Raw genomic sequence first — 20031 nt, 5'->3', positions numbered from 1 at the left:
TGTTTCGAACGGACTTTTCATTCCCGCAGGCAGGAATTGCATTAACGAATCATCGCGTGAAGCTCTTGCCGAGCTTTCTCAACAGGGCGGTTATTCTCATCGACGAAAACAATCGTTGGTTTATGACTCCGAACTTCTTCCGGAGACATCTGAGCATAAGAGATAATAATGACATTGTCCCCTGGCTGCACCAGACGAGCCGCAGCACCGTTCAGACATATTACTCCACTTCCGCGTGGTCCAGGAATAACATAAGTCTCCAGACGTGCGCCGTTATTATTGTTAACGATCTGTACTTGCTCATTCTCCAACAGATCAGAGACCTCCATCAAATCCTCATCAATCGTGATGCTGCCAACATAATTCAGATTGGCTTCCGTCACCGTCGCACGGTGAATTTTGGATTTCATCATCGTTCTATACATCAGACGTTCACCTTCTTCGTCAAAATTACATTGTCGATCAATCGCGTACTTCCAAATTTGACAGCGACAGCCACCAGAATATCTCCGTCTTGTCCTTGGTCGTCTACACGTTCCTCCGGTCCCAGCGGCTCAAGTCCCGGAAAGCTTACAACCTCTACATAGTCAATTACAGCCAAAGGCTCTAAGCTAATGTTCTTGCGCAATTGTTCCCGCAAAGTGGAAGCCGTTAAGACCTCCTCCGCTTGACTGCCTGCCTGCACCTCCAAGAGGTTGCGTGACAGTACCAAAGCCGCCTGCCGTTCCTCTGTACTCAAGTAGACGTTGCGTGAGCTCAAAGCCAACCCATCCTGCTCCCTTACAATAGGGCAAGGCACAATCTCTACATTCCAATTCAGGTCCTGTACCATCTGAGTAATAACGGCAACCTGTTGGGCGTCCTTCTGCCCGAAATAAGCCCGGTCAGGCCCCACGATGTGCAGCAGCTTGCCCACAACCGTTGTAACTCCGTCAAAATGCCCTGGGCGCGATGCTCCGCATAGGAGTTCCGTCAGACCAGATACCTTGATTTGAGTCCGTGTTGGTGCAGGGTACATCTCTTCGACTTCGGGCAGGAACACCAGGTCCACGCCTTCTTTCTCAGCTAGAGCCAGGTCTTGCTCCGGATTGCGAGGATACCGCTCAAAGTCTTCGCCGGGTCCAAATTGAATCGGATTTACGAAAATGCTGAGCACAACCAGATCATTCTCTGCCCGAGCCTTCCTTAACAGACTGGCGTGCCCTTCATGCAAGTAACCCATGGTGGGTACCAACGCCACCTTGAGACTCCGTCCTTCCCGGGCTGCTGCAAACCGCGCAGCTTCCAGCTTTGTCCGAAGCGTATTTATTGTCGTTAAGGTCATCATGACCGTACTTCCACCTTTCCCTTGCCGTACAAAGTGTCCAACGTATCCGTAACGCCCTGATCTGCCCGGAAGGCATGTTCTTCGGCAGGGAAGGCACGGCTCTTCACATCTGCCACGTATTCCGAAATCCCGCGGCGAATGTCAGCTCCAATATCGGCATACGTCTTTACAAAGCGCTTGTCTCGATAATTCGCACTGTATTTCAACACATCATGGAATACCAGCACCTGTCCATCGCAGCCCCGGCCCGCTCCGATGCCGATGGTGGGAATCGACAACTCACGGGAGATCGCCGTAGCTACTTCCTCTGTGACCAATTCCAGCACCACGCCAAACGCTCCGGCCCGCTCCAGCGCCTTGGCGTCTTCCATCAAGCGGCGGGCATCGGCTGCATCCTTGCCCTGGACACGGTAACCACCAATTTGGTTCACCGACTGCGGTGTTAATCCGATATGCCCTATGACGGGCACCCCGGCTTGAACGATGGCCCGCACGGTCGCCTCGATCTCCGTTCCGCCCTCAATTTTGACGCCATGGGCATGCCCCTCTTGCATCAAGCGGCGTACGTTCCGCAGCGTCTCATCAATACTTCCGTGATATGTCATAAATGGGAGGTCCGCCACGATAAAAGTCTGCTGTGCCCCGCGAGCCACCGAGCGAGTATGATACACCATGTCCTCCAACGTGACCGGAATGGTTGAATCGTAACCCAGCACTACGTTGCCGAGCGAGTCCCCTACGAGCAAAATATCCGCTCCCGCTTCCTCGGCCAATTGGGCCGAAGGATAATCGTAAGCGGTAATCATCGCCAGCGGAGTACCTTCCTGCTTCATTTTCTTCATCTTCACAATATTTACAGGTTGTTTCCCTGCCATTTCCGTCATCTCCTTCGGTTAAATACCGTTGTCCGCTTGAAGTTGAAAACTGCGCACAACAAAAAAACCTTTTAGTTTGGCACTAAAAAGGTCCGAAATCCAAAGAAGAGTCACTTTGCCCGTCCCTTCTGTCTCGGTCCTCTTCGGCTCAGAGCAGAATCCAACGCATCCTGAAAACTATAACCACCAACGAACGCCCAGAGTGCAGCTCGGATCATTTACCGATGCCACCTCCTGAGCACATTATAACAAATTACGTTATTTTTTTCATCCTCCAAGTTGTACTTCTCCTGAGAAAATCGTACGTGTATTTCCGCTATCCTCCAGCAGAAGCAGCGCTCCGTTCTCCGCCAGCGCGGTAGCCTGACCGGAAATCTCTCCGTCCGGAGTACGTATAGTAATTCGTCGTCCCAGCGTGACGGACAAAGCCTCCCACAAATGGGCAATCGGCACAAAGCCTTTCTCCGTATAAAGCTGATATAGCTGCTCCATCTCCGTCAAGACCGCCCCAATTAATGCTGTTCGCTCAACTCGGCGGCCACTGGAAATTTGCAGAGATGTGACCACAGGATGGAGCTCCTGCGGAATATCCTCCAGTTGCAGACTTACGTCGATGCCAATGCCAGCAATAGCGTACCGAATCAATTCATCCTCGGCAATGGATTCTACAAGGATACCGCACAATTTGCGTCCATCGACCAAAATATCGTTAGGCCATTTAATTCCCGCATCCACCCCGAATTTGCGAACAGCCCGGCAAACAGCCACAGCAGTAAGCAACGTCAATTGCGGGGCAATGGATACGGGCTGGCGGTCCGGACGTAACAGCAAGCTCATCCAGATCCCTTTGCCTGGTGGGGAATACCAGCGCCTACCTTGTCGGCCGCGCCCGGCTGTTTGCTCTTCGGCCACAACCAATGTACCATGCGGAGCCCCTTCTTCCGCCAGACGCCGAACTTCTTCCTGCGTGGAAGTGACTGAAGTCAGAAGCTTGATGCGGCTACCCAGACTTTGATTCCCTGCCAGAGCATGCAGCAAGGCAGTCTGACTTAACCGATCCGGCTGACTGATCAAACGATATCCTCGGCGTGGAGCGGACTCGAATTCATAGCCTTGCTCCCGCAGCTTGGCGATTTGCTTCCATACCGCCGTCCGACTAATGGATAGTCGGCGGCTCATCTCCTCGCCAGATATATATTGCCCCGGATGCTCCAGCAGCATGTTAATCAGCTCGCTTGTCCCCATCTTCTTCCACCACCGATTCCACATATTCCAGGATCGCCTGCCGTTCATTAGGCAACTCGCCAAGTGCCACGTGCAGCAGCAACCGCTTCATTAACTCCCCCAGCCACGGCCCACCGGAACGGCCACTGATCTCCAGCACATCTCTGCCGCTAACAGCAAGCTCGGATAAGGTATGTACCGGCACCTCTTGATGCCACTTTAGCGCAACGGACATCCGTTCTGCTTCTTCCTGCTCAGTCATATCGCCATACGCCGAAACCTGTAGCAAGGCGAACTGCCGACGCAACCACCCTTGAGCTATGTCTCGACCGAACTCAATTTGTAAATGAATCCATTTGCGACGCAGCGCTTGTTCTTCCAACAACTCTGGCTTGGTAGCTTCCCAAGCTTCATCGAAGCGAACAATCGCGGCCGTTTCCTCCGCGATTTGATTAGGGAACGTCCAATTCTTCAGCAAACGCGATACTTCCTCACCGGGCACCTCTAGACTCTGAAGGAGCAACGACCAACGCAAGACAGGATCAGGCGGTAATAACGGCAATGCTGTTAACCATTCAGGCCGCGGCGGATTACGGTGCAGTAATCTCCAGGCCAGGACCTTAGTCTCGTCGTATGCACGTCCGCCGTCCTTGCCCTCCGCCTCCGATGCTTCCTCCTTTGGTAATAGCGCCGCCTTGGCATATTGTAGCAATCCACTGCGCTGAAGTAGGGCCAACCCGCGAAGCGGATCAGGTCCTAGCACCATCTTCTCCAGCTCCACGCGAACCCGTTCCATGGCAATGTAAGACAACTTGTCTCTTCCGGCAAGCAAGGCAGCCCATAGACTCTTGACCGGGCGAAATCCAAAAGTCGACGCAAAGCGAACCGCCCGCATCATACGCAAGGCATCCTCGTCGAAACGTTCCTCAGCCACACCTACACAGCGGAGGATACGGCGTCCAATATCGGACTGCCCTCCGAAGGGATCCGTTAATGTACCGTCCAGTTCCCGGGCAATAGCATTCATGGTAAAATCACGCCGACGCAAATCCTCGGCGACTGCGTCGACGAATTCCACCGACAACGGATGCCGGTGGTCCTCATATTCAGATTCCTTGCGAAAGGTTGTCACTTCATACGCAAACTTATCCATTAACACCGTAATTGTTCCGTGCTGTATACCAGTAGGAACAGTTCGCTCAAATAGAGCAATGACCTCTTCCGGCTTCGCCGAAGTCGCTATATCCAGATCGTGCACTGGCTGACCCATCAACTCATCGCGTACGCAGCCCCCGACAAAGAAGGCCTGATGTCCTGCAGCTAGTAACGTACGCAGCACGTTTTCCCCCTGATGAAGCATCAAGGGGTCTACCTGATTCCAATGATTCATTTCGATGTATGACACCTCCAGATCTTGGCCTTGTTCAGGAGCAAGCCGGGTCCAACGCTGGCAATTTGCGATTCAACACGCGATAATAAATTTCTTCATAGGTAGCGGTTGTCAGTTCACTGCTGAATTCCGTTCTTGCCCGATCCAGGCAGGCCTCTCTTAATCTCGCGGCCAATTCTGAATTCTTAAACATTTGAATGCAATACTGCGCCATTTGTTCCGTATCTCCGATAGGAGCGAGGAATCCAGTCTCTCCATGCTTCACAAGTTCGGGAATCCCCCCGGCCACCGTTCCTACCGTAGGAACACCACAGGCCATCGCTTCAAGAGCCACTAGCCCAAAGCTTTCCTTCTCGGAAGGTAACAGAAGTACATCTGCCATGGAGATCACGTGGGCGATATCATCCTGCTTGCCCAGGAAATGCACACGATCCTCAATCCCCATCTCCTTAATCTTGTGCTGGATTTTAGGCAGATCAGGCCCTTCACCAACGAACAGCATTTTTGCCGGCAACTCTTGATTCACGCGATAAAATATGTCAACAACATCGTTAACCCGTTTTACCGGGCGGAAATTTGAGATATGCATTAAGACTTTCTCGCCAGGATCAGCAAAGTCGCTGCGACATTCCTTGGCTTCGCGTGGGTAATATACCCGTTCATCCACAAAATTGTAAGTCAAATCGATATCCCGAACGATGTCCAGCACTTCACGGGTTTCCCGGGTCAAATCCGAAGATACAGAAGTTACTGCATCGCTTTCGTTTATCGCTAAACGAATTAAATCCTTTAACGACTCGTCTTGCGCCAGCACCGTAATATCCGTTCCGTGCAGCGTAGTTACGACTTTCAAAGAATCGCCGACCATTTGCTTGGCCAAAAAGGCGCACACAGCATGAGGTACTGCATAATGGACATGCAAAATGTCCAGCCCTTCGTTCTTGGCCACCTGGGCCATCTTGGTGGCCAGGGACAAATCGTAAGGCGGGTAGCGGAACACGTAATAATCGCTTACCTGTACTTCATGATAGAAGATATTCTTATGGTAACTTCCCAACCGGAAAGGAACGCTATGAGATATAAAATGGACTTCGTGGCCCTTCTCTGCCAACAATTTGCCCAGTTCGGTAGCCACAACCCCCGAACCGCCTAAAGATGGATAACAAGTAATGCCGATTTTCAAAAATGGTTCCATATGGTGGGGGCCTCCTTTATTAGATATAGTCCTCGGCTCAGGCTTTATGAGCCTACTGGACCGAATAGATGCACAGGATATGCCGTCTTGCTCATAAAACCTTCAGCAAGCGGAAGCAATAAGCGTTGACCCATCAACGAGTCGCGGGCCTTTACACGCTCCACATAACCTTGATTCAGGGGTGTAGCGGCGATGTCCTCACCGGATACGCTCTGTTCGAATTGGGAGCGGTAGCAGCGAAGCGCCTGCTCCTTCCGGGTATAGTATGCACCAACATCCACAACCAAGTCCGGCGCCGTCCAATCGTTAATGAAATAGAAATAAAGCTGTGGAGCAGGCACTGCAGGCTTGTCCGGCATATAGCGGCGTAACTTGGCATTAAATACCGCAGCCTCTACCAGACGGCTGCAGTCGATATGATCGGGATGGCGGTCCTCCCAATAGGGTGCAAAGACAATGCTTGGCGCGAAGTCGCGAATCACTCCCACAACAGCAGAGAGTTGCTCCTCCGATCCCGTGAGACCGCGATCCGGCAGTCCCAGATTCACACGTGCAGACAACCCGAGTACCTCCGCTGCTGCAGCCGCCTCCTGCTTACGCAATACAGGGTTACCATTGGAGGACAACTCCGCTTCCGTTAAATCGCAGATGCCCACACGAAGGCCGGACGCGACATGCTTGGCCATCGTACCAGCCATACCGATCTCGGCATCATCAGCATGTGCTCCGAAGACCAGAATGTCCAGCTTGTCACTCATTTCGACAGCCCCGGCTTATTAAGCTCTACCAGTTCCCGCCATCCGAAGTCACCACGGTCCAGTGCGCGAACTAGAATCTCCGCAGAAGCCATATTAGTGGCAACCGGAATACCGTGTACGTCGCACAAACGAAGCAAGGCCGTAATATCCGGTTCATGCGGCTGGGCCAGAAGTGGATCACGCAGGAAAATGACCAGATCCATCTCATTCTGTGCAATCAAAGCGCCGATTTGCTGGTCTCCCCCAAGCGGCCCTGACAGAAAACGATGAATTTGCAGTGACGTATTCTCCATAATTTGCTGTCCGGTTGTGCCGGTGGAGAACAGCCGTTTGTCCTTAAAGACATGTTCATAAGCAATGGCAAAATTGACGATATCCTCTTTTTTACGGTCATGGGCAATAAATGCGATGTTTAACATAATCTTTAGTCCCCTCTACTCATCCATAAAGTGTTCAAATCCGTAAACCATGCCTTGGCATTCCAGCACTTTCTTAATGGCTAGATTTACCCCTGGCATATATGCGGCCCGCTCATAAGAATCATGGCGAATCGTCAGTGTTTGGCCGAAGTTACCGAAGATAACCTCCTGCTGTGCAAACACACCAGGCAAGCGGACACTATGTATCCGAAAGCCATTGTAATAGCCACCGCGCGAACCTTCGATGGTCTCTTCCTCGTCGGGGTTCCCTTGGCGCAGCTCTTCCCGGTTCTGGGCAATCAGCTCAGCCGTTTTTACCGCCGTTCCCGAAGGAGCATCCAGCTTCTGATCGCCATGGTACTCGATGATCTCCAGATGAGGGAAGTATTTAGCAGCTTGCGCAGCGAAACGCATCATCAAGATAGCTCCAATCGAGAAGTTCGGGGCAATTAATCCCCCGAGCTTGCGTGCACGGCACTGCTCGTCCAATTCTTCGATTTGCTCTGGAGTAAAGCCTGTCGTTCCAACAATCGGCGATACGCCATAACGAATAGCCAGCGCCGTATTTTCATACGCCGACTGCGGCGTTGTAAAATCAACCAGCACTTGGGGCCTGGTCTCTTCCAGAGCCCGCTCCAAATGATCCGTCAACGTAATACCGCAAGCCGGTAAACCCACCATTACACCGGCATCAAGGCCCATGTCCGACAAATTCACAGCAGCGACGAGCTGCAGCTCCGAATCCTGGAGCACCATCTTCACGACTTCTCTGCCCATCCGGCCGGCAGCGCCGGCCACGGCTACTTTAATAGGTTGCGACATCTGTAATCTCCTCACATTCTCTACTATGATGATTGTCTGAGCTTGGCCTTGAATCGTTGCTCCATTTCCTTTAATTGCGCAGCCACGGCAGGCTCCAGTGGAAGCGCAGCCGCTTCGCGTACCGCCTGCAATGCCTCTGCATACCGCTCCAGCTCGCCATAAGCGACGGCAAGCCATACCTGCGCGTCTACTGATAGCGGGTCCAGTTCTACCGCTCGCTTCAGCATCCGTGATGCCGGCTCCGCCGCCGCTGTCCTGCGGGTATCCGCCTCTTCAAGCTGCCGCTTGGCCATCCGTGCCAATTCCATGGATTGGAGGCGATCATAATGCAGCCGGTATTCCTCCTGCCCAGGGTCCAGGGCAGACGCAAGCCGGGCATGCTGGAGCGCTTTATCCAGTCGGCTGCTGCGAGCACAGGTAATTGAATATCGGTAATGTATATCCGCATGGTCCGGTTGAACGGCAAGTGCCCGCTCGAACCAATGCTGCGCCTGCTCGAAATCATTATCGTAAATGCTTCGATAGGCCTTATGCAAATAATCCTCCGCCTTCATATGCTATCCCTCCTTACTGTAGGGATGATCCTGCTAACAGCATATGAAGAATACACCTATTCGGTGTTTTTTTTCGTCCAGCGGTCCGCATCACGTGTGTTAAATTTATGCATGACCTTATTATGGGCCTCTGTCAGATCAATTCCCAAAGAGTTGGCGAAACAAATCGTAATGAACATAATATCGCCAAGCTCCAGCTCAATGGAATTATACGGCTCATCCGCCTTCTTGGGTTTCTCGCCAAAATGGTGATTAACCTCGCGGGCCAATTCTCCGACCTCTTCGGTCATTCGGGCCAGCATCGTTAGCGGACTAAAGTACCCTTCTTTGAATTGAGATATGTAACGGTCTACTTCGCGCTGCATTTCCGCGAGAGATTTGTCTTTGTCTGATTCCAAGCCGAGATCCCTCCGTCGTGTGTCCCGTTTTTCCCTATGTTATCGTAAGTAAGAGGCGAAAACAAATCATTTTTTAATCCATGCACAAAAAAGGTATACTAGGAAAGGTGGTTCCCCGGGGCAGTTCACGCTGGCTGGAGAAGGCCTATTTTTAACTTGAGATGGGTGTGAGAATGGATGAATGCAAATCGAGTAACTGTTTTTCTAAAAACACTGCCACCTATTTTGCTGGGGACGGCCATCTACGCCTTTGGACTTCTCTACTTCATATTACCCAACCAACTGATGGAAGGCGGTCTGACCGGCGTTACGCTGCTGCTGAACTATGCGTTCGGGATTTCTCCCTCACTATCCAACCTACTACTTAATATTCCTTTGTTCCTGCTCGGATGGAAGATCCTCGGGGGCAAGCAAATTGTTCTGACGGGGATTGGCATCGGCTCATTGACCTTCTTTCTCTGGGTCTTTGAGCGCCTGATTGTGCAAGGCTGGATCGTCCCCTTCGCCACGGAGACTGATTACATCCTCGTTTCATTATATGCAGGGGTCACACTAGGGGCCGGTTTGGGGATTGTTTTTCGCTTTGGGGGCACAACCGGGGGCTCGGATATCATTGCCAGAATATTTGGTCGTAAATATGGCTTTAGCATGGGTCAGGTTATCCTGACGCTCGACATTATCATCATCGGACTATCGTTGTTCTATATTAGGAAGGAAAATATTTTGTACACCCTCGTAGCTGTGTTTATTGCTTCCAGAGTTATCGACTTTATCCAGGAAGGGGCCTATTCAGCTAAAGCATTTACCATTATTAGCGATGAGGCCCCTGCCATTGCCGATATGATCACCAAAGAGATGGACCGGGGAGTTACGCTCATCCCCGCCATCGGCGCGTACTCCAAGCAGGCCAAGTATATGGCTTATTGTGTAGTATCACGTCAGGAGTTACGGAGGCTGCAAAGCATTGTCAAATCCATCGACCCCAGGGCCTTTGTCATTATCAGTGATGTCAATGATGTGCATGGGGAAGGGTTTAGAGAAGAATAGCACTGTCTACAGGCGATATCTGAAGCCTTCTTCCTTCGTACGCCTTACCGGCGTGATGCTCTGATTACCCATGAACTTGCGAATTCCTGCATAGCCTAAAGCAAGCACGATCCACAAACCAATCATTCCACTCCAGTACCACGGGCTGTCCGGTCCTGTAATCGGCAAAAACACCGGCTCGTCTCCCCGGCGGCCGAACAACCCCTTGAGCGCGCCTTCGCCTTGTACCAATGCCTCACGCAGTGCAGCCTCGTCCCAAGTCCGCTCTTGACTCAAGCGTCCCACATAGGATAACCACGAAGTAAATTGATTGATATCCGACGGTGAGCGACGGATGATGGCTGCTGGACGGATAATCTCATAATGACGTTGTAGCGCCTGAAGTGCCGTACGAAGCGCGGCTGGCTTGCCTCCCGCGCGGGCTTTGCTCATTTGCTGCAAATCATGGGCCATTACCGTATAGTATTGCTGCCACAACGCATGCTCCGTGTGTAATAGACTATTGACGGCGAGGCGCAGGCGAGCGGAGGATTCCGCCCATTCCTCGGGTACCACCTCAGCCTTGGCCAATGTCGCCTTCGTGTCCATAATTGCTTCCGCCAGTGCGTGGATGCCTTCCACCGAGGTCAACCCTTGAAAGGACAAGCCCTCCAGCGTAGCGGTCAGCACCCCCATATCAGCCGCAGCCTCGCTGACACTGCCTTGCTGCATATGCGTGTAAAGTTGCTCCGCTGCCGCTTCCAGTTGCTTCAGCTTCTCCCCGCGATCAGGCTCCTGGGCTAACGCCGATAGGCTCCATGTCAGCAGCGAAGCCAGCAGAATGAGTGCGGCGGTGAGTCCCACCCTTCTTTTGAATTTCACGGACATCCCTCCCTTACCATCATGGTATGGCAGGCTGTCCCACGTTAGAACCCGAAGGTTAGACCCTTTTGGACGCTCTCAAAGCTATGAAGCCGGCTACCACGCTGGCAGCCGTTAATACAACCGTGAAGACAGCTACGGCAGGTACATCATCCCACAGCGTTCTGGGCAACCACGGGTACACTCCGAAGGTGTAATCTACCCAATCGTTAAGGAAGGTCCAGATACCAGCGCAAGCCAGCATAAATACTCCGAATTTGTACAATCTGACGAACAGCAAGGCCTCCACCGCCATAGCCAGATGAGAGGCCACCAGCATTCCATCCTGCCACACCAGTGACCCGCCCTGAAAGGCACCGGCAAAAATCATGGCCACCGCCCATACTCCATACTTCACGCTCGTTACTACCGCCAGACCTTCCAGTAAGGTACGGATACGAACAAACTTGCCCAGCTTCCCCGGAAAGAGCAGGAACAGCAAGGTTAAGGTAAAGAACAGGCTCGCCGTTGGACTATCTGGCACAAAAATAATCAGCCAGTGGGGATAATGATTCCAGGTATCTAGCAACTGCGCATCATACCAGATGTAGCCATAGATCGTGCCCAGCAAATTACACAGAAACAAGGTCCATAACACCAAGCGCGAGGACAAAAAGGAGGTACTCCAAAAAGTAAATGGCTTCAACAACGTTCTTCCCTCTTTTTCTATAGGAATGGCCTAGGGTCAGCTTACAGAGTATACTGCCCAAGCTTAAAAAAACCTGACCGCAAACTACGATCAGGTTCTCACATATTTCCTATTTTACTGTTCTGATTTTTGTTTCGCAAGCCATTCCGCCAATTGGTCGATGTCCTGGTCTGTTAACCCTGCGCTGATTGCAGCATCATACACGGCCGGCATCTTGCCATTGTAGCCTTCTTTGATAATCGTCAGGATAGCTTCCTTATCATGCTTATCGCCAACTCCACGCAAGGATGGAGCTCCTGCTCCCTTCAAGTCAACGGCATGGCAGGATACGCAAGTGGCCTTCTTGTATACCTCCATCGCCGGATCATCCGCATCTACAATGGCCAATTCTTCCTCTGGCCTTATTGCATTCGAGGTTGGCAACCCCTTCTCACGCTTCTCCCGCGCCTCTTCCTCACGCTGTATGTGCTCTGGCAATTGCCCTCTCGCCTCGAGCTCATGCTGGTAGTGGGTCCAGGCAAAGTTCGTCAGATACACAACGGCTGCGAGTGACAGAAGCATCAAGGATGAAGCAATCGGGCGTTTGTAGAAGCGCCGCTCCTTCCCTCGATCAAGAAACGGGGCGAGCATCAGCCCTCCGAAAGCAATCCCGGGAATCCCCATCGTACCCAATACAACAAAATCTCCAGAAGCATATGGATACTTCAAATATTGATATAGAAACAAGAAATACCAGTCTGGCATCGGAATGACCGAAGCCGCAGGATTAGCAGGATAGCCCAGCGGAGCTGGCTCTGAAATAGTCAGCACCAGAAACCCTACCAGTACCACGACCCCTACCATCCATTCTTTCAGCAAAAAGTTAGGAATAAACGCTTCGGATTTGCCAGGATATGCCGTATAGTCCGGTGGCGCAACGAAACCCTTTCCCTTACGGACGCGCGAGTCGCCAACGTATACGACCTTTTCCTTCTCTTTCGAGTTGTCCACATGAGCCATGTCCTTGTTCCCCTCCCTTCTTCATTCAGAGCTATAGAGGTTGTTCAAAAAGTCATGACGACTTTTGAACTCAATCTTATAATGGCCCGGAAATTCCTTGTCTGCGAATCATAATGAAATGGCCTACCAATAGGATTAATAGCACGGCCGGAAGGAAGAACACATGGATGGCGAAGAATCGGGTTAACGTCTCCGCACCAACAATGCTGCCGCCCTGCAACAGTTCCTTCATCACCGGTCCAAGCACAGGCACCGAGTTGGCGATTTCCAGAGTTACCTTTGTAGCAAAGTAGGCTTTGTTGTCCCATGGGAGCAAATAACCGGTTAAGCCAAGCCCGATCATGACGAAGAAAATCAGCATCCCAACAACCCAGTTCATTTCACGCGGCGCTTTGTACGACCCGGTAAAGAATACCCGTAACGTATGAAGAAACATCATCACAATGACCAAGCTGGCTCCCCAGTGATGCATACCCCGTACAATTTGCCCGAAAGCTACCTGAGTTTGCAAATACTCTACACTAGCATAAGCGTTAATGATGTCCGGCACGTAATACATCGTTAGGAACATCCCCGATAAAATTTGTATGACTGTGATAAAGAACGTTAATCCTCCAAAGCAATACACAAAAGCGGAGAAATGATGTGCCGGGTTGACATGCTCCGGAACCTCGTGATCGGCCACATCGCGCCAAATCGGCGTGATATCAAGACGTTCGTCTATCCAGTCGTATACGTTTTTAAACATCCGATTGTGCGCCCCCTCTTCATTTCACGATGGTGTTCGGGATAATATCCCCCAGATATACCCAGTCATCCTTAATCATGACCTTATACTCGTCAAGCGGACTGGATGCAACCGCCAGTTGCTTGCCTTCCTTGGTGTAATGAGCACCATGGCAAGGGCAATGATATTCATCTGGAAAGTTGCGGTCACTGTCCCATCCCACGGTACATCCCAAATGTTTACAGATTGGTGAAAGCGCATAAACTTTTCCGTTCGCGTCTTTACGGATCCAGGCTGTGAGCTTGGACGTGCTCAAATACCATCCGTCCTGTTGTTTTAATTCAAAATTAAATTCCTGTGGTTCATCCGTAATCTCCCGGGCCTCCACCACTTTGACGAAGTCGCCTTCCCCTTTCTTGTGCAGGATCGGATCAACCGCAAACCGAACCATAGGAAGTGCTACCCCGCCCATCATAAATGCGGTGGCTCCACCAAGCGTGTATGTAAGAAATTGCCGCCGGGACATTTCCTTGCGAGTAGGCGGTTTATGTAAAGATTCATGCGGGTCCTGCTGATGGCTCATAAGTCTTCAACCCCCTTTGCAAACAAAATTCCTGACGGTTCAATGACATTCATCACAAACCGCGGCAGACACATTTATCATATATTAGGCTTTTAAGACCGTCAAGAATTAGACACATTTTTTCCAGGTAACATTCCCAATCTATCTTCAAATTGTCGTTAATTAGTCACATTTAAACATTGACATGCCCTTGCCATAATCTTTGAATTTCCGCCTTCACCCACTCTTCGGGCGTCCCACCCTCCACCTCAGAAAAACCGCGTGGGGACAAGATAAAGTCGGCATCCGGCACAGCATCCTTAAGCCAATTTTCCTGCATGACAACCACGATGGAATAGACAAATCCACTAGACTTGACATTTCGACAAATATCGTTAACGTTCTTCTCCAAATTCTCATTCCCGTACTGTATAGCCGGATAAGTAACAACTCTTCCCCTGAAAGGAATTTCAATCATATCAATCAGCTTCTGAAGACTTCTCAATTTCTCTGTGACTTCGGCGGGCGCCTCATGTCCCGTTAATCCAGTCACCGGAAGGAGACAAGTATCCAAGTAGGGCTGCAGCTCTTCCCAGGCAGCAGGCTCAATCTCGCTGAATTTCATAGGACAACCTCTTTTCTGATATATTTCTTTCCAAATTATATACATGCAGCCAAGACAATACCACCCGCTACCAAAAAAACCGCTCCAATCCATCATAATATCATGATGGTCAGAGCGGTTCACTCAAGCTAACGTTCTTCCAATGTCTTCAGTTCATCCGTCAGGAGCCGGAAGGCAACCTCATCCCCCTGCGCCAAGGCGGAGTCAATCTCGCTGTAGATTTGTTCCGAACGGTGTTTGCGAAGCGCTTCGTCCCATATCATTTCCGCTGCCAAACTGAGCATTGCTTCATAAGTAACCTTCATTTGATCCATAGGATGCACCTCCAAACTATGGTTTAAGAGATTATGTCCGGCGCCGATAACCTGCTCCTACTAAAGCATATTCACCATTATCCCCACCGTTTAGGGATAACCGCCCCCATTCTCACGAATATGCGCTTGCCCATCATAGCGGTACAAACCTGAATATGTACTTAGGAGAGCCTTAGCTCAGCGATGACCATCTGTCCAAAAGGAGTCGCCTGTACGTAACGTTCCCGCTGCTGATCCTCCCCAATACGCACTATCCCCAAGTGAAGCATCATCTGAATCAGACGTTCTTCAAATATGGATGCAGGGGTATCGTAGAAGAAAGGCTTAATCAGGCATTCCACCCTCTCATACAACGAAGACAACGTCACCCAGTCCTTGGAACAGCATAAAGTCCAGTAAATCAACGAAAGCAAGTTAGGGATCGGACCTTTGTATATTCTTAACCAAAAGCGAACGAATTGCATCATCGGCTCTTGGCGCTGCTCCGTTAAGTACTCTCTACCAGCCTCCGTTAACTCCAGGGCATCGGCGTTCTCGCGAATCAAGCAGGAATGATGGGCGTAATCGTATAGCAAGGCCAGGCGATTCGGGTAATCCCTGAATCTCCGGCCGTAGCCAAAGCGCCACCCTTTCCCGTTTAAAGACTCGGATACATGCAAGGTCTCCATAAGCTGTAACTGATTTCTGCGATACATCACGCCTTCCCCGTTCAAGGGAATGTCATGACCCGCTACATACTGCAAGAGCAGCAACAAATCTGCAGCGAGCATATTCGGTTCCTCACGGTACATGAACGGCTCTGGAGCCGCTTGTATTCCGCTGACAAAACGTCGTTCCAGCACTTCACGGAACCGACGCTTCAAATCCTCCGGAATTTCAAACAAGTAGCGCGTATGATGGGTCGTCCCGTTAAACAGCCAGCCCCTCTGCCGAAACCGTGTAATCATATCTCTTGGACTTTCCCGCTCCTTGGCGTCTTCGGTGAACCGGGATGCCTGGGCACAAGCTACCAGTTCCTCCAGACTAAATTGCCTTCGGCCATCAAATAACAACGTGTTCAAAAAACGCAGGTCTTCCAGACTCATTTCACTCACATGATGGTCAATAAAATCTCTTCGGCTCACGGTTTGCAGGATGGACTGAATCAATTCATGCTTGGAATGTCCGCTGCATTCACATTGGTAATGATTAGCAATTCTACTAAGCTGTCCAATGTCCGTATACGTCAGCATATCTGCCAGATCCATCTTTCATCCCCTCGCGCCGTTTTAATCCCATTATGGGAAGGTTTTCCGGCATTTATTCCCAAGCGGAGAAATTTCTATGCAGGATAAGGATTATATTGCTTCCATATTTATAAAAAAACGAAAAAAAATAAACCGGAACACTGCCGATTTATTTCTTCTCCTCTATCATTTCCTGCAAATGCCGGGTGCAGTTGTATAACCGCATATCCCAATGCTCCGATTGCTTCTCCAGAACGGTTAATGACAAATTGCCGATTCGCTCCATGTAAGTTTGTTCATACAAGGCAATGTATAGCTGGGCCAGCAAGCCACCATGCGAGATCACAAGCACCTGCTTATCTGGATATCGCTCTGCCAGATCATGCATAAATGACAAGGCACGCTCACGGATTGCCTCATCCTTCTCCTGCCCTAAATCCTGTTGATCCCAATCCATACCCCAAAGCGTCTCACGTTCCGTATGAGTCAAGCCCTCAGCTTGGCCAAACGCTTTCTCCATTAGGCGTGAATCGGGGTCATATAACGGGATCTGCAACGCCTCGGCAATAATGCTACCCGTCTCCTGTGCACGGGACAGACCGCTTGTAATAACGAAGTCCCAGCGGTATTCAGGTTCTTCCTGCAATCTTCGGGCCAACCTTCTGGCTTGGCTCCGGCCTTCATCATTCAGCGGAATGTCGCTTTGCCCTTGTATTCTCCCGGCCTGATTCCAATCGGTCAAGCCATGACGTACCAACCCTACCAACATAAGCATCCCCCTCAATATAAATAAACGCCCCTGCCGCCTCAAAAGCGGTAGAAGCGTCTAGCCTTCTTGGTTATCGTCTACTACGGCGCAATCCCTTCCATGACACCAGCGCCAACAACATACCGCCCATGGATAACATCATCCAATATTGCGGATAAGCAGGTCCCATCTGCACAGCAAAGGGTTCTACGATTCCTCTTGATTCACCAGGTAACGCAAATGTTAAATCACCGTATATTTCCGCATTGGTGTCCGCAGCCGCTACCGCCGTTGGCAATATGCCAGTTTTCGGTTCAGCCACTTGCTGCCCAGGCGAAACCTGATCCATCAGCAGAAGCGCAGAGCTAAACAGGAATACGGCCAGGAAGCTTGCCGCCCAGATCATGACGCGCCTCCGGAATCGTCGGCTCACGCCACGCTTCACGTCAGGAGCGAGCCAAGGCGATTCGGCATAAATTCGATCCATAACCCGCCGATTAACCTCTTCTGCCTGCTCTTCCGTAACTTCTATTGGAGTGTACTGCAACATCTCCAGGCTTTCTTCCCATTGCCGATATTCCGCGGCACAGGAATCACAGCCCAGAAGGTGCCACTCCAACATCCGTCGCTGAGGATCTTGTTCGGGTAAATCTCGCATCAAACCGAACAGTTCCTGGGCCTCTCTACAGTTCATCTGCTTTTCATCCCTTCATATTGCTCATAGATCGGTTCGTAAAAGTAGGGTTCAAGCTGACTCTTAACGCTGGTTCGCGCACGAAACAACAGCGACTTGACTGCACTGACGCTCTGTCCCAGGATACCCGCAATCTCCTGATAATCCAGTTGGTCATATTCGCGCAGAATCAAGGCGGAACGCTGCTTCTCCGGCAAATTGTTGATGGCCTCTCTCACCATACCGACCTTCTCGCTCCGCAGCACCGCTTGCTCAGGAACGGCCTCACTTGAAGCGACAGGTACATAACCACTTTCGTCCAAGGAGATGTTGCCGGTTCTTTGCTTGCGAAGTTCACTTAATACGGTGTTACGAGCAATGGTGTACAACCAGGTCGAGAAAGAAGCATCCACCTCCCGGAAGGAGTGCAAGCTGCGAAATGCTTTGTAGAACGTTTCCGAGCATAAGTCTTCAGCGAGCAGCTCCAAATGAGCGCTCTTCAACATGTGATAAACGAAGGCCAGTATCTTGCGCTGATATCTTCTCATCAGTTCCGAATAAAGCTCCGTATTGCCTTCCTTGATTTCACGAATCATTTGGGAATCCGTCATTTGGGTGCGATCCTCCTCGCGCTGCCATGGGCCTCTTCCCGTTCGATTCTTGTATCCATTATTACCGAACAGGGTCCGAAAAGTTGCGGTTTTCTATGTAACATCTATATAAATATTCAGATCATGGCGAAATTGAACTTACCAGCTTAACCAAACATTGCACATATTATACCACAGGACTTGGAATTAAAAAAACACTTCTCTGGGCTTAATTCAAGAGAAGCAGATTTCCCTGCTCTTTCCTCGTCGTCCTAAAGCTTGCAGCAAAAGGCAGTCCTTGCTTCCAATCAGCCAAGAACTGCCAATTACATTATATGATTCACCGTGAGGCTCCTTGCAAGCGATAAGCAAAATGGTTCGTAGGTCCGTGTCCGTGTCCCAAAGCCAGCTCATTCTCTATAGCTGCCTGAATAAAGGTTCGGGCTGTGATAACCGCCTGCAGATCTGCCACCCCCTTAGCCAGCTCCGCCGTAATGGCTGCCGAGAAGGTGCAACCTGTACCATGCGTATGTCGCGTCGAAATGCGTTTGCCAGCAAGTTCTGTAAATTCACTGCCGTCATAATACAAATCAATGACCTGCTGCCCGAGATCGGCATGTCCCCCCTTGATGACCACCTGCCGCGAGCCAAATTCGCAAATTCGCTTCGCCGCGTCACGTCGGTCTTGCATATTGTTAATCTTCATCCCGGAGAGAGCCTCCGCTTCCGGAATATTCGGTGTCACTATAGAAGCCAAAGGCAGCAGAGCTGTCTTCAATGCCTGCATCGCTTCCGGCTGAAGTAAAGATGCTCCGCCCTTGGCAATCATCACCGGGTCCACGACCACATGGCTCCAGCCGAAGGCACCGATGCGCTCCGCCACCGCCTCAATAATCTCGGCGCTGAACAGCATGCCCGTCTTAACGGCATCCACCCCCAGATCATGGCCGACAGCATCGATCTGCTCGGCTGCGGCAATGGGTGGCAACGGGTAGACCTTGGAGACGCCCAGCGTATTTTGCACCGTGACAGCGGTTAGTGCGGACATACCATACGCCCCCAACTCCTGGAAGGTCTTCAAGTCAGCTTGTATGCCGGCCCCGCCACCGCTGTCCGAGCCAGCGATGGTTAATGCTCGGGCAATCCGGTTCATCCTACCCACCATCCTCCGGCACCTGCCGCTTCAGTCTCTCTCACCGCAGCATACCCTTTCAGTGAATGTGGATGCAGCTTCGCTAGTTCATCCAGGAACGCAATCTGGAAGCTACCCGGACCGTATTGTGCTGTCCGCTCTGCCGCCCGGGAAGCAGCGGCTCCGTAGAAGGTTAACCCGGCGGTACCCGCGAGCAGCATATCTTGCTCTACCGCCGCAAAAGCTCCCAGCACCGACGTAAGGAGGCAACCCGTGCCAGTAACCTGGGTCAACAAGGCATCGCCCCCGCTGATGATACGGCATCGTTGTCCGTCGGTAATGACATCCTCCCGTCCGGTCACGGCTACTGTTGTGTTCAAGGCCCTTGCCGCCTTTACTGCAAGCTCAGCCGCTTCTGTCCCTGAGCTGTCACCGGCATCTACGCCCTTGATCTCGCGGGACTCCCCTACGAGATTGGCGATCTCTGCGGCATTCCCCCGCACCAGCGACACCTCGACTTTGCGTAAAATACGCAGCGCTGATTCCGTGCGGAAAGTAGTCGCCCCCGCCCCAACCGGATCAAGGAGTACCGGCACGCCATGGGTATTGGCTGATCGACCCGCAATAATCATCGCATCTACCTGTGGAGTGGACAACGTACCCAGGTTAAGGACGACTGCCCCGGCTATCTTCGCCATATCAGCTACCTCTTCCGGGGCATAGGCCATCACCGGGGAAGCCCCTAATGCATACAGGCCATTGGCTGTAAAATTAGTCACGACAACATTCGTCATATTGTGAACAAGCGGCTTGGTTTTCTGTACCTTTACGAGCAAATCGGAACATTGCTTTTCCAGTGTATCCATATGAATTCCAA

General features: G+C 51.2%; 25 protein-coding genes. 1 reads left to right on the top strand and 24 read right to left on the bottom strand.

The window, feature by feature from the left end; all coding sequences use genetic code 11:
• Nucleotides 1-41: 41 nt before the first annotated feature.
• From panD to BN3279_RS17750, 11 genes are all read right to left on the bottom strand, one after another.
• Nucleotides 42-425: an aspartate 1-decarboxylase gene (gene panD / locus BN3279_RS17800; RefSeq protein WP_059052577.1), complete on the bottom strand. Its 384-nt coding sequence runs from the start codon at nt 423-425 to the stop codon at nt 42-44.
• Nucleotides 425-1327: a pantoate--beta-alanine ligase gene (panC, locus tag BN3279_RS17795; protein WP_059052575.1), complete on the bottom strand. Its 903-nt coding sequence runs from the start codon at nt 1325-1327 to the stop codon at nt 425-427. Before panC ends, panD begins: the two co-directional genes overlap by 1 nt.
• Nucleotides 1324-2202, bottom strand: coding sequence for a 3-methyl-2-oxobutanoate hydroxymethyltransferase (gene panB, locus BN3279_RS17790; RefSeq protein WP_059052573.1), 879 nt, complete (start codon nt 2200-2202; stop codon nt 1324-1326). The genes panC and panB overlap by 4 nt, the downstream gene beginning before the upstream one ends.
• A gap of 267 nt (nt 2203-2469) precedes the next feature.
• Complete coding sequence (locus tag BN3279_RS17785) at nt 2470-3447, bottom strand: biotin--[acetyl-CoA-carboxylase] ligase (protein WP_059052571.1); 978 nt, start codon at nt 3445-3447, stop codon at nt 2470-2472.
• The gene (locus BN3279_RS17780; protein ID WP_059052568.1) at nt 3425-4816 is read right to left on the bottom strand and encodes a CCA tRNA nucleotidyltransferase; all 1392 of its coding nucleotides are present in this window, start codon (nt 4814-4816) and stop codon (nt 3425-3427) included. The genes BN3279_RS17785 and BN3279_RS17780 overlap by 23 nt, the downstream gene beginning before the upstream one ends.
• A 34-nt stretch (nt 4817-4850) precedes the next feature.
• Entirely contained in the window at nt 4851-6011 is a 1161-nt protein-coding gene (gene bshA, locus BN3279_RS17775) for an N-acetyl-alpha-D-glucosaminyl L-malate synthase BshA (RefSeq protein ID WP_059052566.1), read from the bottom strand.
• A gap of 44 nt (nt 6012-6055) precedes the next feature.
• On the bottom strand, nt 6056-6769 hold the full coding sequence (bshB1, locus tag BN3279_RS17770; protein WP_059052564.1) for a bacillithiol biosynthesis deacetylase BshB1: 714 nt from the start codon (nt 6767-6769) through the stop codon (nt 6056-6058).
• Nucleotides 6766-7188, bottom strand: coding sequence for a methylglyoxal synthase (mgsA, locus tag BN3279_RS17765; protein ID WP_059052562.1), 423 nt, complete (start codon nt 7186-7188; stop codon nt 6766-6768). Before mgsA ends, bshB1 begins: the two co-directional genes overlap by 4 nt.
• A 15-nt stretch (nt 7189-7203) precedes the next feature.
• Complete coding sequence (gene dapB, locus BN3279_RS17760; protein ID WP_059052560.1) at nt 7204-8010, bottom strand: 4-hydroxy-tetrahydrodipicolinate reductase; 807 nt, start codon at nt 8008-8010, stop codon at nt 7204-7206.
• A 23-nt stretch (nt 8011-8033) separates the two neighbouring features.
• Complete coding sequence (locus tag BN3279_RS17755; protein WP_059052559.1) at nt 8034-8564, bottom strand: tetratricopeptide repeat protein; 531 nt, start codon at nt 8562-8564, stop codon at nt 8034-8036.
• Between the two features lie 56 nt (nt 8565-8620).
• Nucleotides 8621-8929 (bottom strand): nucleotide pyrophosphohydrolase, encoded by a 309-nt coding sequence (locus BN3279_RS17750; protein WP_059054520.1) that lies wholly within the window; start codon nt 8927-8929, stop codon nt 8621-8623.
• Between the two features lie 210 nt (nt 8930-9139).
• Here BN3279_RS17750 and BN3279_RS17745 point away from each other — a divergent pair, with 210 nt between their 5' ends.
• Nucleotides 9140-10009, top strand: coding sequence for a YitT family protein (locus tag BN3279_RS17745; RefSeq protein ID WP_059052557.1), 870 nt, complete (start codon nt 9140-9142; stop codon nt 10007-10009).
• 6 nt (nt 10010-10015) lie between these two features.
• Here BN3279_RS17745 and BN3279_RS17740 read toward each other — a convergent pair whose 3' ends face one another.
• The 13 genes from BN3279_RS17740 to thiM form a co-directional block, all read right to left on the bottom strand.
• Nucleotides 10016-10876: a sporulation protein YpjB gene (locus BN3279_RS17740; RefSeq protein ID WP_232436879.1), complete on the bottom strand. Its 861-nt coding sequence runs from the start codon at nt 10874-10876 to the stop codon at nt 10016-10018.
• Nucleotides 10877-10928: 52 nt separating this feature from the next.
• Nucleotides 10929-11558 (bottom strand): DUF1405 domain-containing protein, encoded by a 630-nt coding sequence (locus tag BN3279_RS17735; RefSeq protein ID WP_082673115.1) that lies wholly within the window; start codon nt 11556-11558, stop codon nt 10929-10931.
• Nucleotides 11559-11672: 114 nt separating this feature from the next.
• The gene (locus BN3279_RS17730; RefSeq protein WP_059052553.1) at nt 11673-12557 is read right to left on the bottom strand and encodes a menaquinol-cytochrome c reductase cytochrome b/c subunit; all 885 of its coding nucleotides are present in this window, start codon (nt 12555-12557) and stop codon (nt 11673-11675) included.
• Nucleotides 12558-12633: 76 nt separating this feature from the next.
• Nucleotides 12634-13305: a menaquinol-cytochrome c reductase cytochrome b subunit gene (qcrB, locus tag BN3279_RS17725; RefSeq protein ID WP_059052549.1), complete on the bottom strand. Its 672-nt coding sequence runs from the start codon at nt 13303-13305 to the stop codon at nt 12634-12636.
• A gap of 19 nt (nt 13306-13324) precedes the next feature.
• Nucleotides 13325-13867, bottom strand: a complete 543-nt coding sequence (locus BN3279_RS17720) for a Rieske (2Fe-2S) protein (protein ID WP_059052547.1) — start codon at nt 13865-13867, stop codon at nt 13325-13327.
• A 172-nt stretch (nt 13868-14039) separates the two neighbouring features.
• Complete coding sequence (locus BN3279_RS17715) at nt 14040-14471, bottom strand: DUF2487 family protein (RefSeq protein ID WP_059052546.1); 432 nt, start codon at nt 14469-14471, stop codon at nt 14040-14042.
• A 128-nt stretch (nt 14472-14599) separates the two neighbouring features.
• Nucleotides 14600-14785 carry an IDEAL domain-containing protein gene (locus BN3279_RS17710; RefSeq protein ID WP_059052545.1) on the bottom strand — a complete coding sequence of 62 codons (186 nt, stop codon included), beginning with the start codon at nt 14783-14785 and terminating at the stop codon, nt 14600-14602.
• Nucleotides 14786-14946: 161 nt separating this feature from the next.
• Nucleotides 14947-16032 carry a hypothetical protein gene (locus tag BN3279_RS17705; RefSeq protein ID WP_059052543.1) on the bottom strand — a complete coding sequence of 362 codons (1086 nt, stop codon included), beginning with the start codon at nt 16030-16032 and terminating at the stop codon, nt 14947-14949.
• Between the two features lie 148 nt (nt 16033-16180).
• Nucleotides 16181-16780: a histidine phosphatase family protein gene (locus BN3279_RS17700; protein ID WP_059052541.1), complete on the bottom strand. Its 600-nt coding sequence runs from the start codon at nt 16778-16780 to the stop codon at nt 16181-16183.
• Nucleotides 16781-16850: 70 nt separating this feature from the next.
• Complete coding sequence (locus BN3279_RS17695) at nt 16851-17453, bottom strand: zf-HC2 domain-containing protein (protein ID WP_059052540.1); 603 nt, start codon at nt 17451-17453, stop codon at nt 16851-16853.
• Nucleotides 17450-18043, bottom strand: coding sequence for an RNA polymerase sigma factor (locus tag BN3279_RS17690; protein WP_059052539.1), 594 nt, complete (start codon nt 18041-18043; stop codon nt 17450-17452). Before BN3279_RS17690 ends, BN3279_RS17695 begins: the two co-directional genes overlap by 4 nt.
• Before the next feature lie 319 nt (nt 18044-18362).
• Nucleotides 18363-19175: a bifunctional hydroxymethylpyrimidine kinase/phosphomethylpyrimidine kinase gene (gene thiD / locus BN3279_RS17685; protein WP_059052538.1), complete on the bottom strand. Its 813-nt coding sequence runs from the start codon at nt 19173-19175 to the stop codon at nt 18363-18365.
• Complete coding sequence (thiM, locus tag BN3279_RS17680) at nt 19172-20020, bottom strand: hydroxyethylthiazole kinase (RefSeq protein ID WP_059052537.1); 849 nt, start codon at nt 20018-20020, stop codon at nt 19172-19174. The genes thiD and thiM overlap by 4 nt, the downstream gene beginning before the upstream one ends.
• Nucleotides 20021-20031 lie beyond the last annotated feature (11 nt).

This window comes from Paenibacillus senegalimassiliensis (assembly GCF_001486585.1).
Classification (GTDB): Bacteria; Bacillota; Bacilli; order Paenibacillales; family Paenibacillaceae; genus Fontibacillus; species Fontibacillus senegalimassiliensis.
The sequence above is the reverse complement of the archived record's forward strand: the minus strand, read 5'-3'. Positions and strand labels throughout refer to the sequence as shown.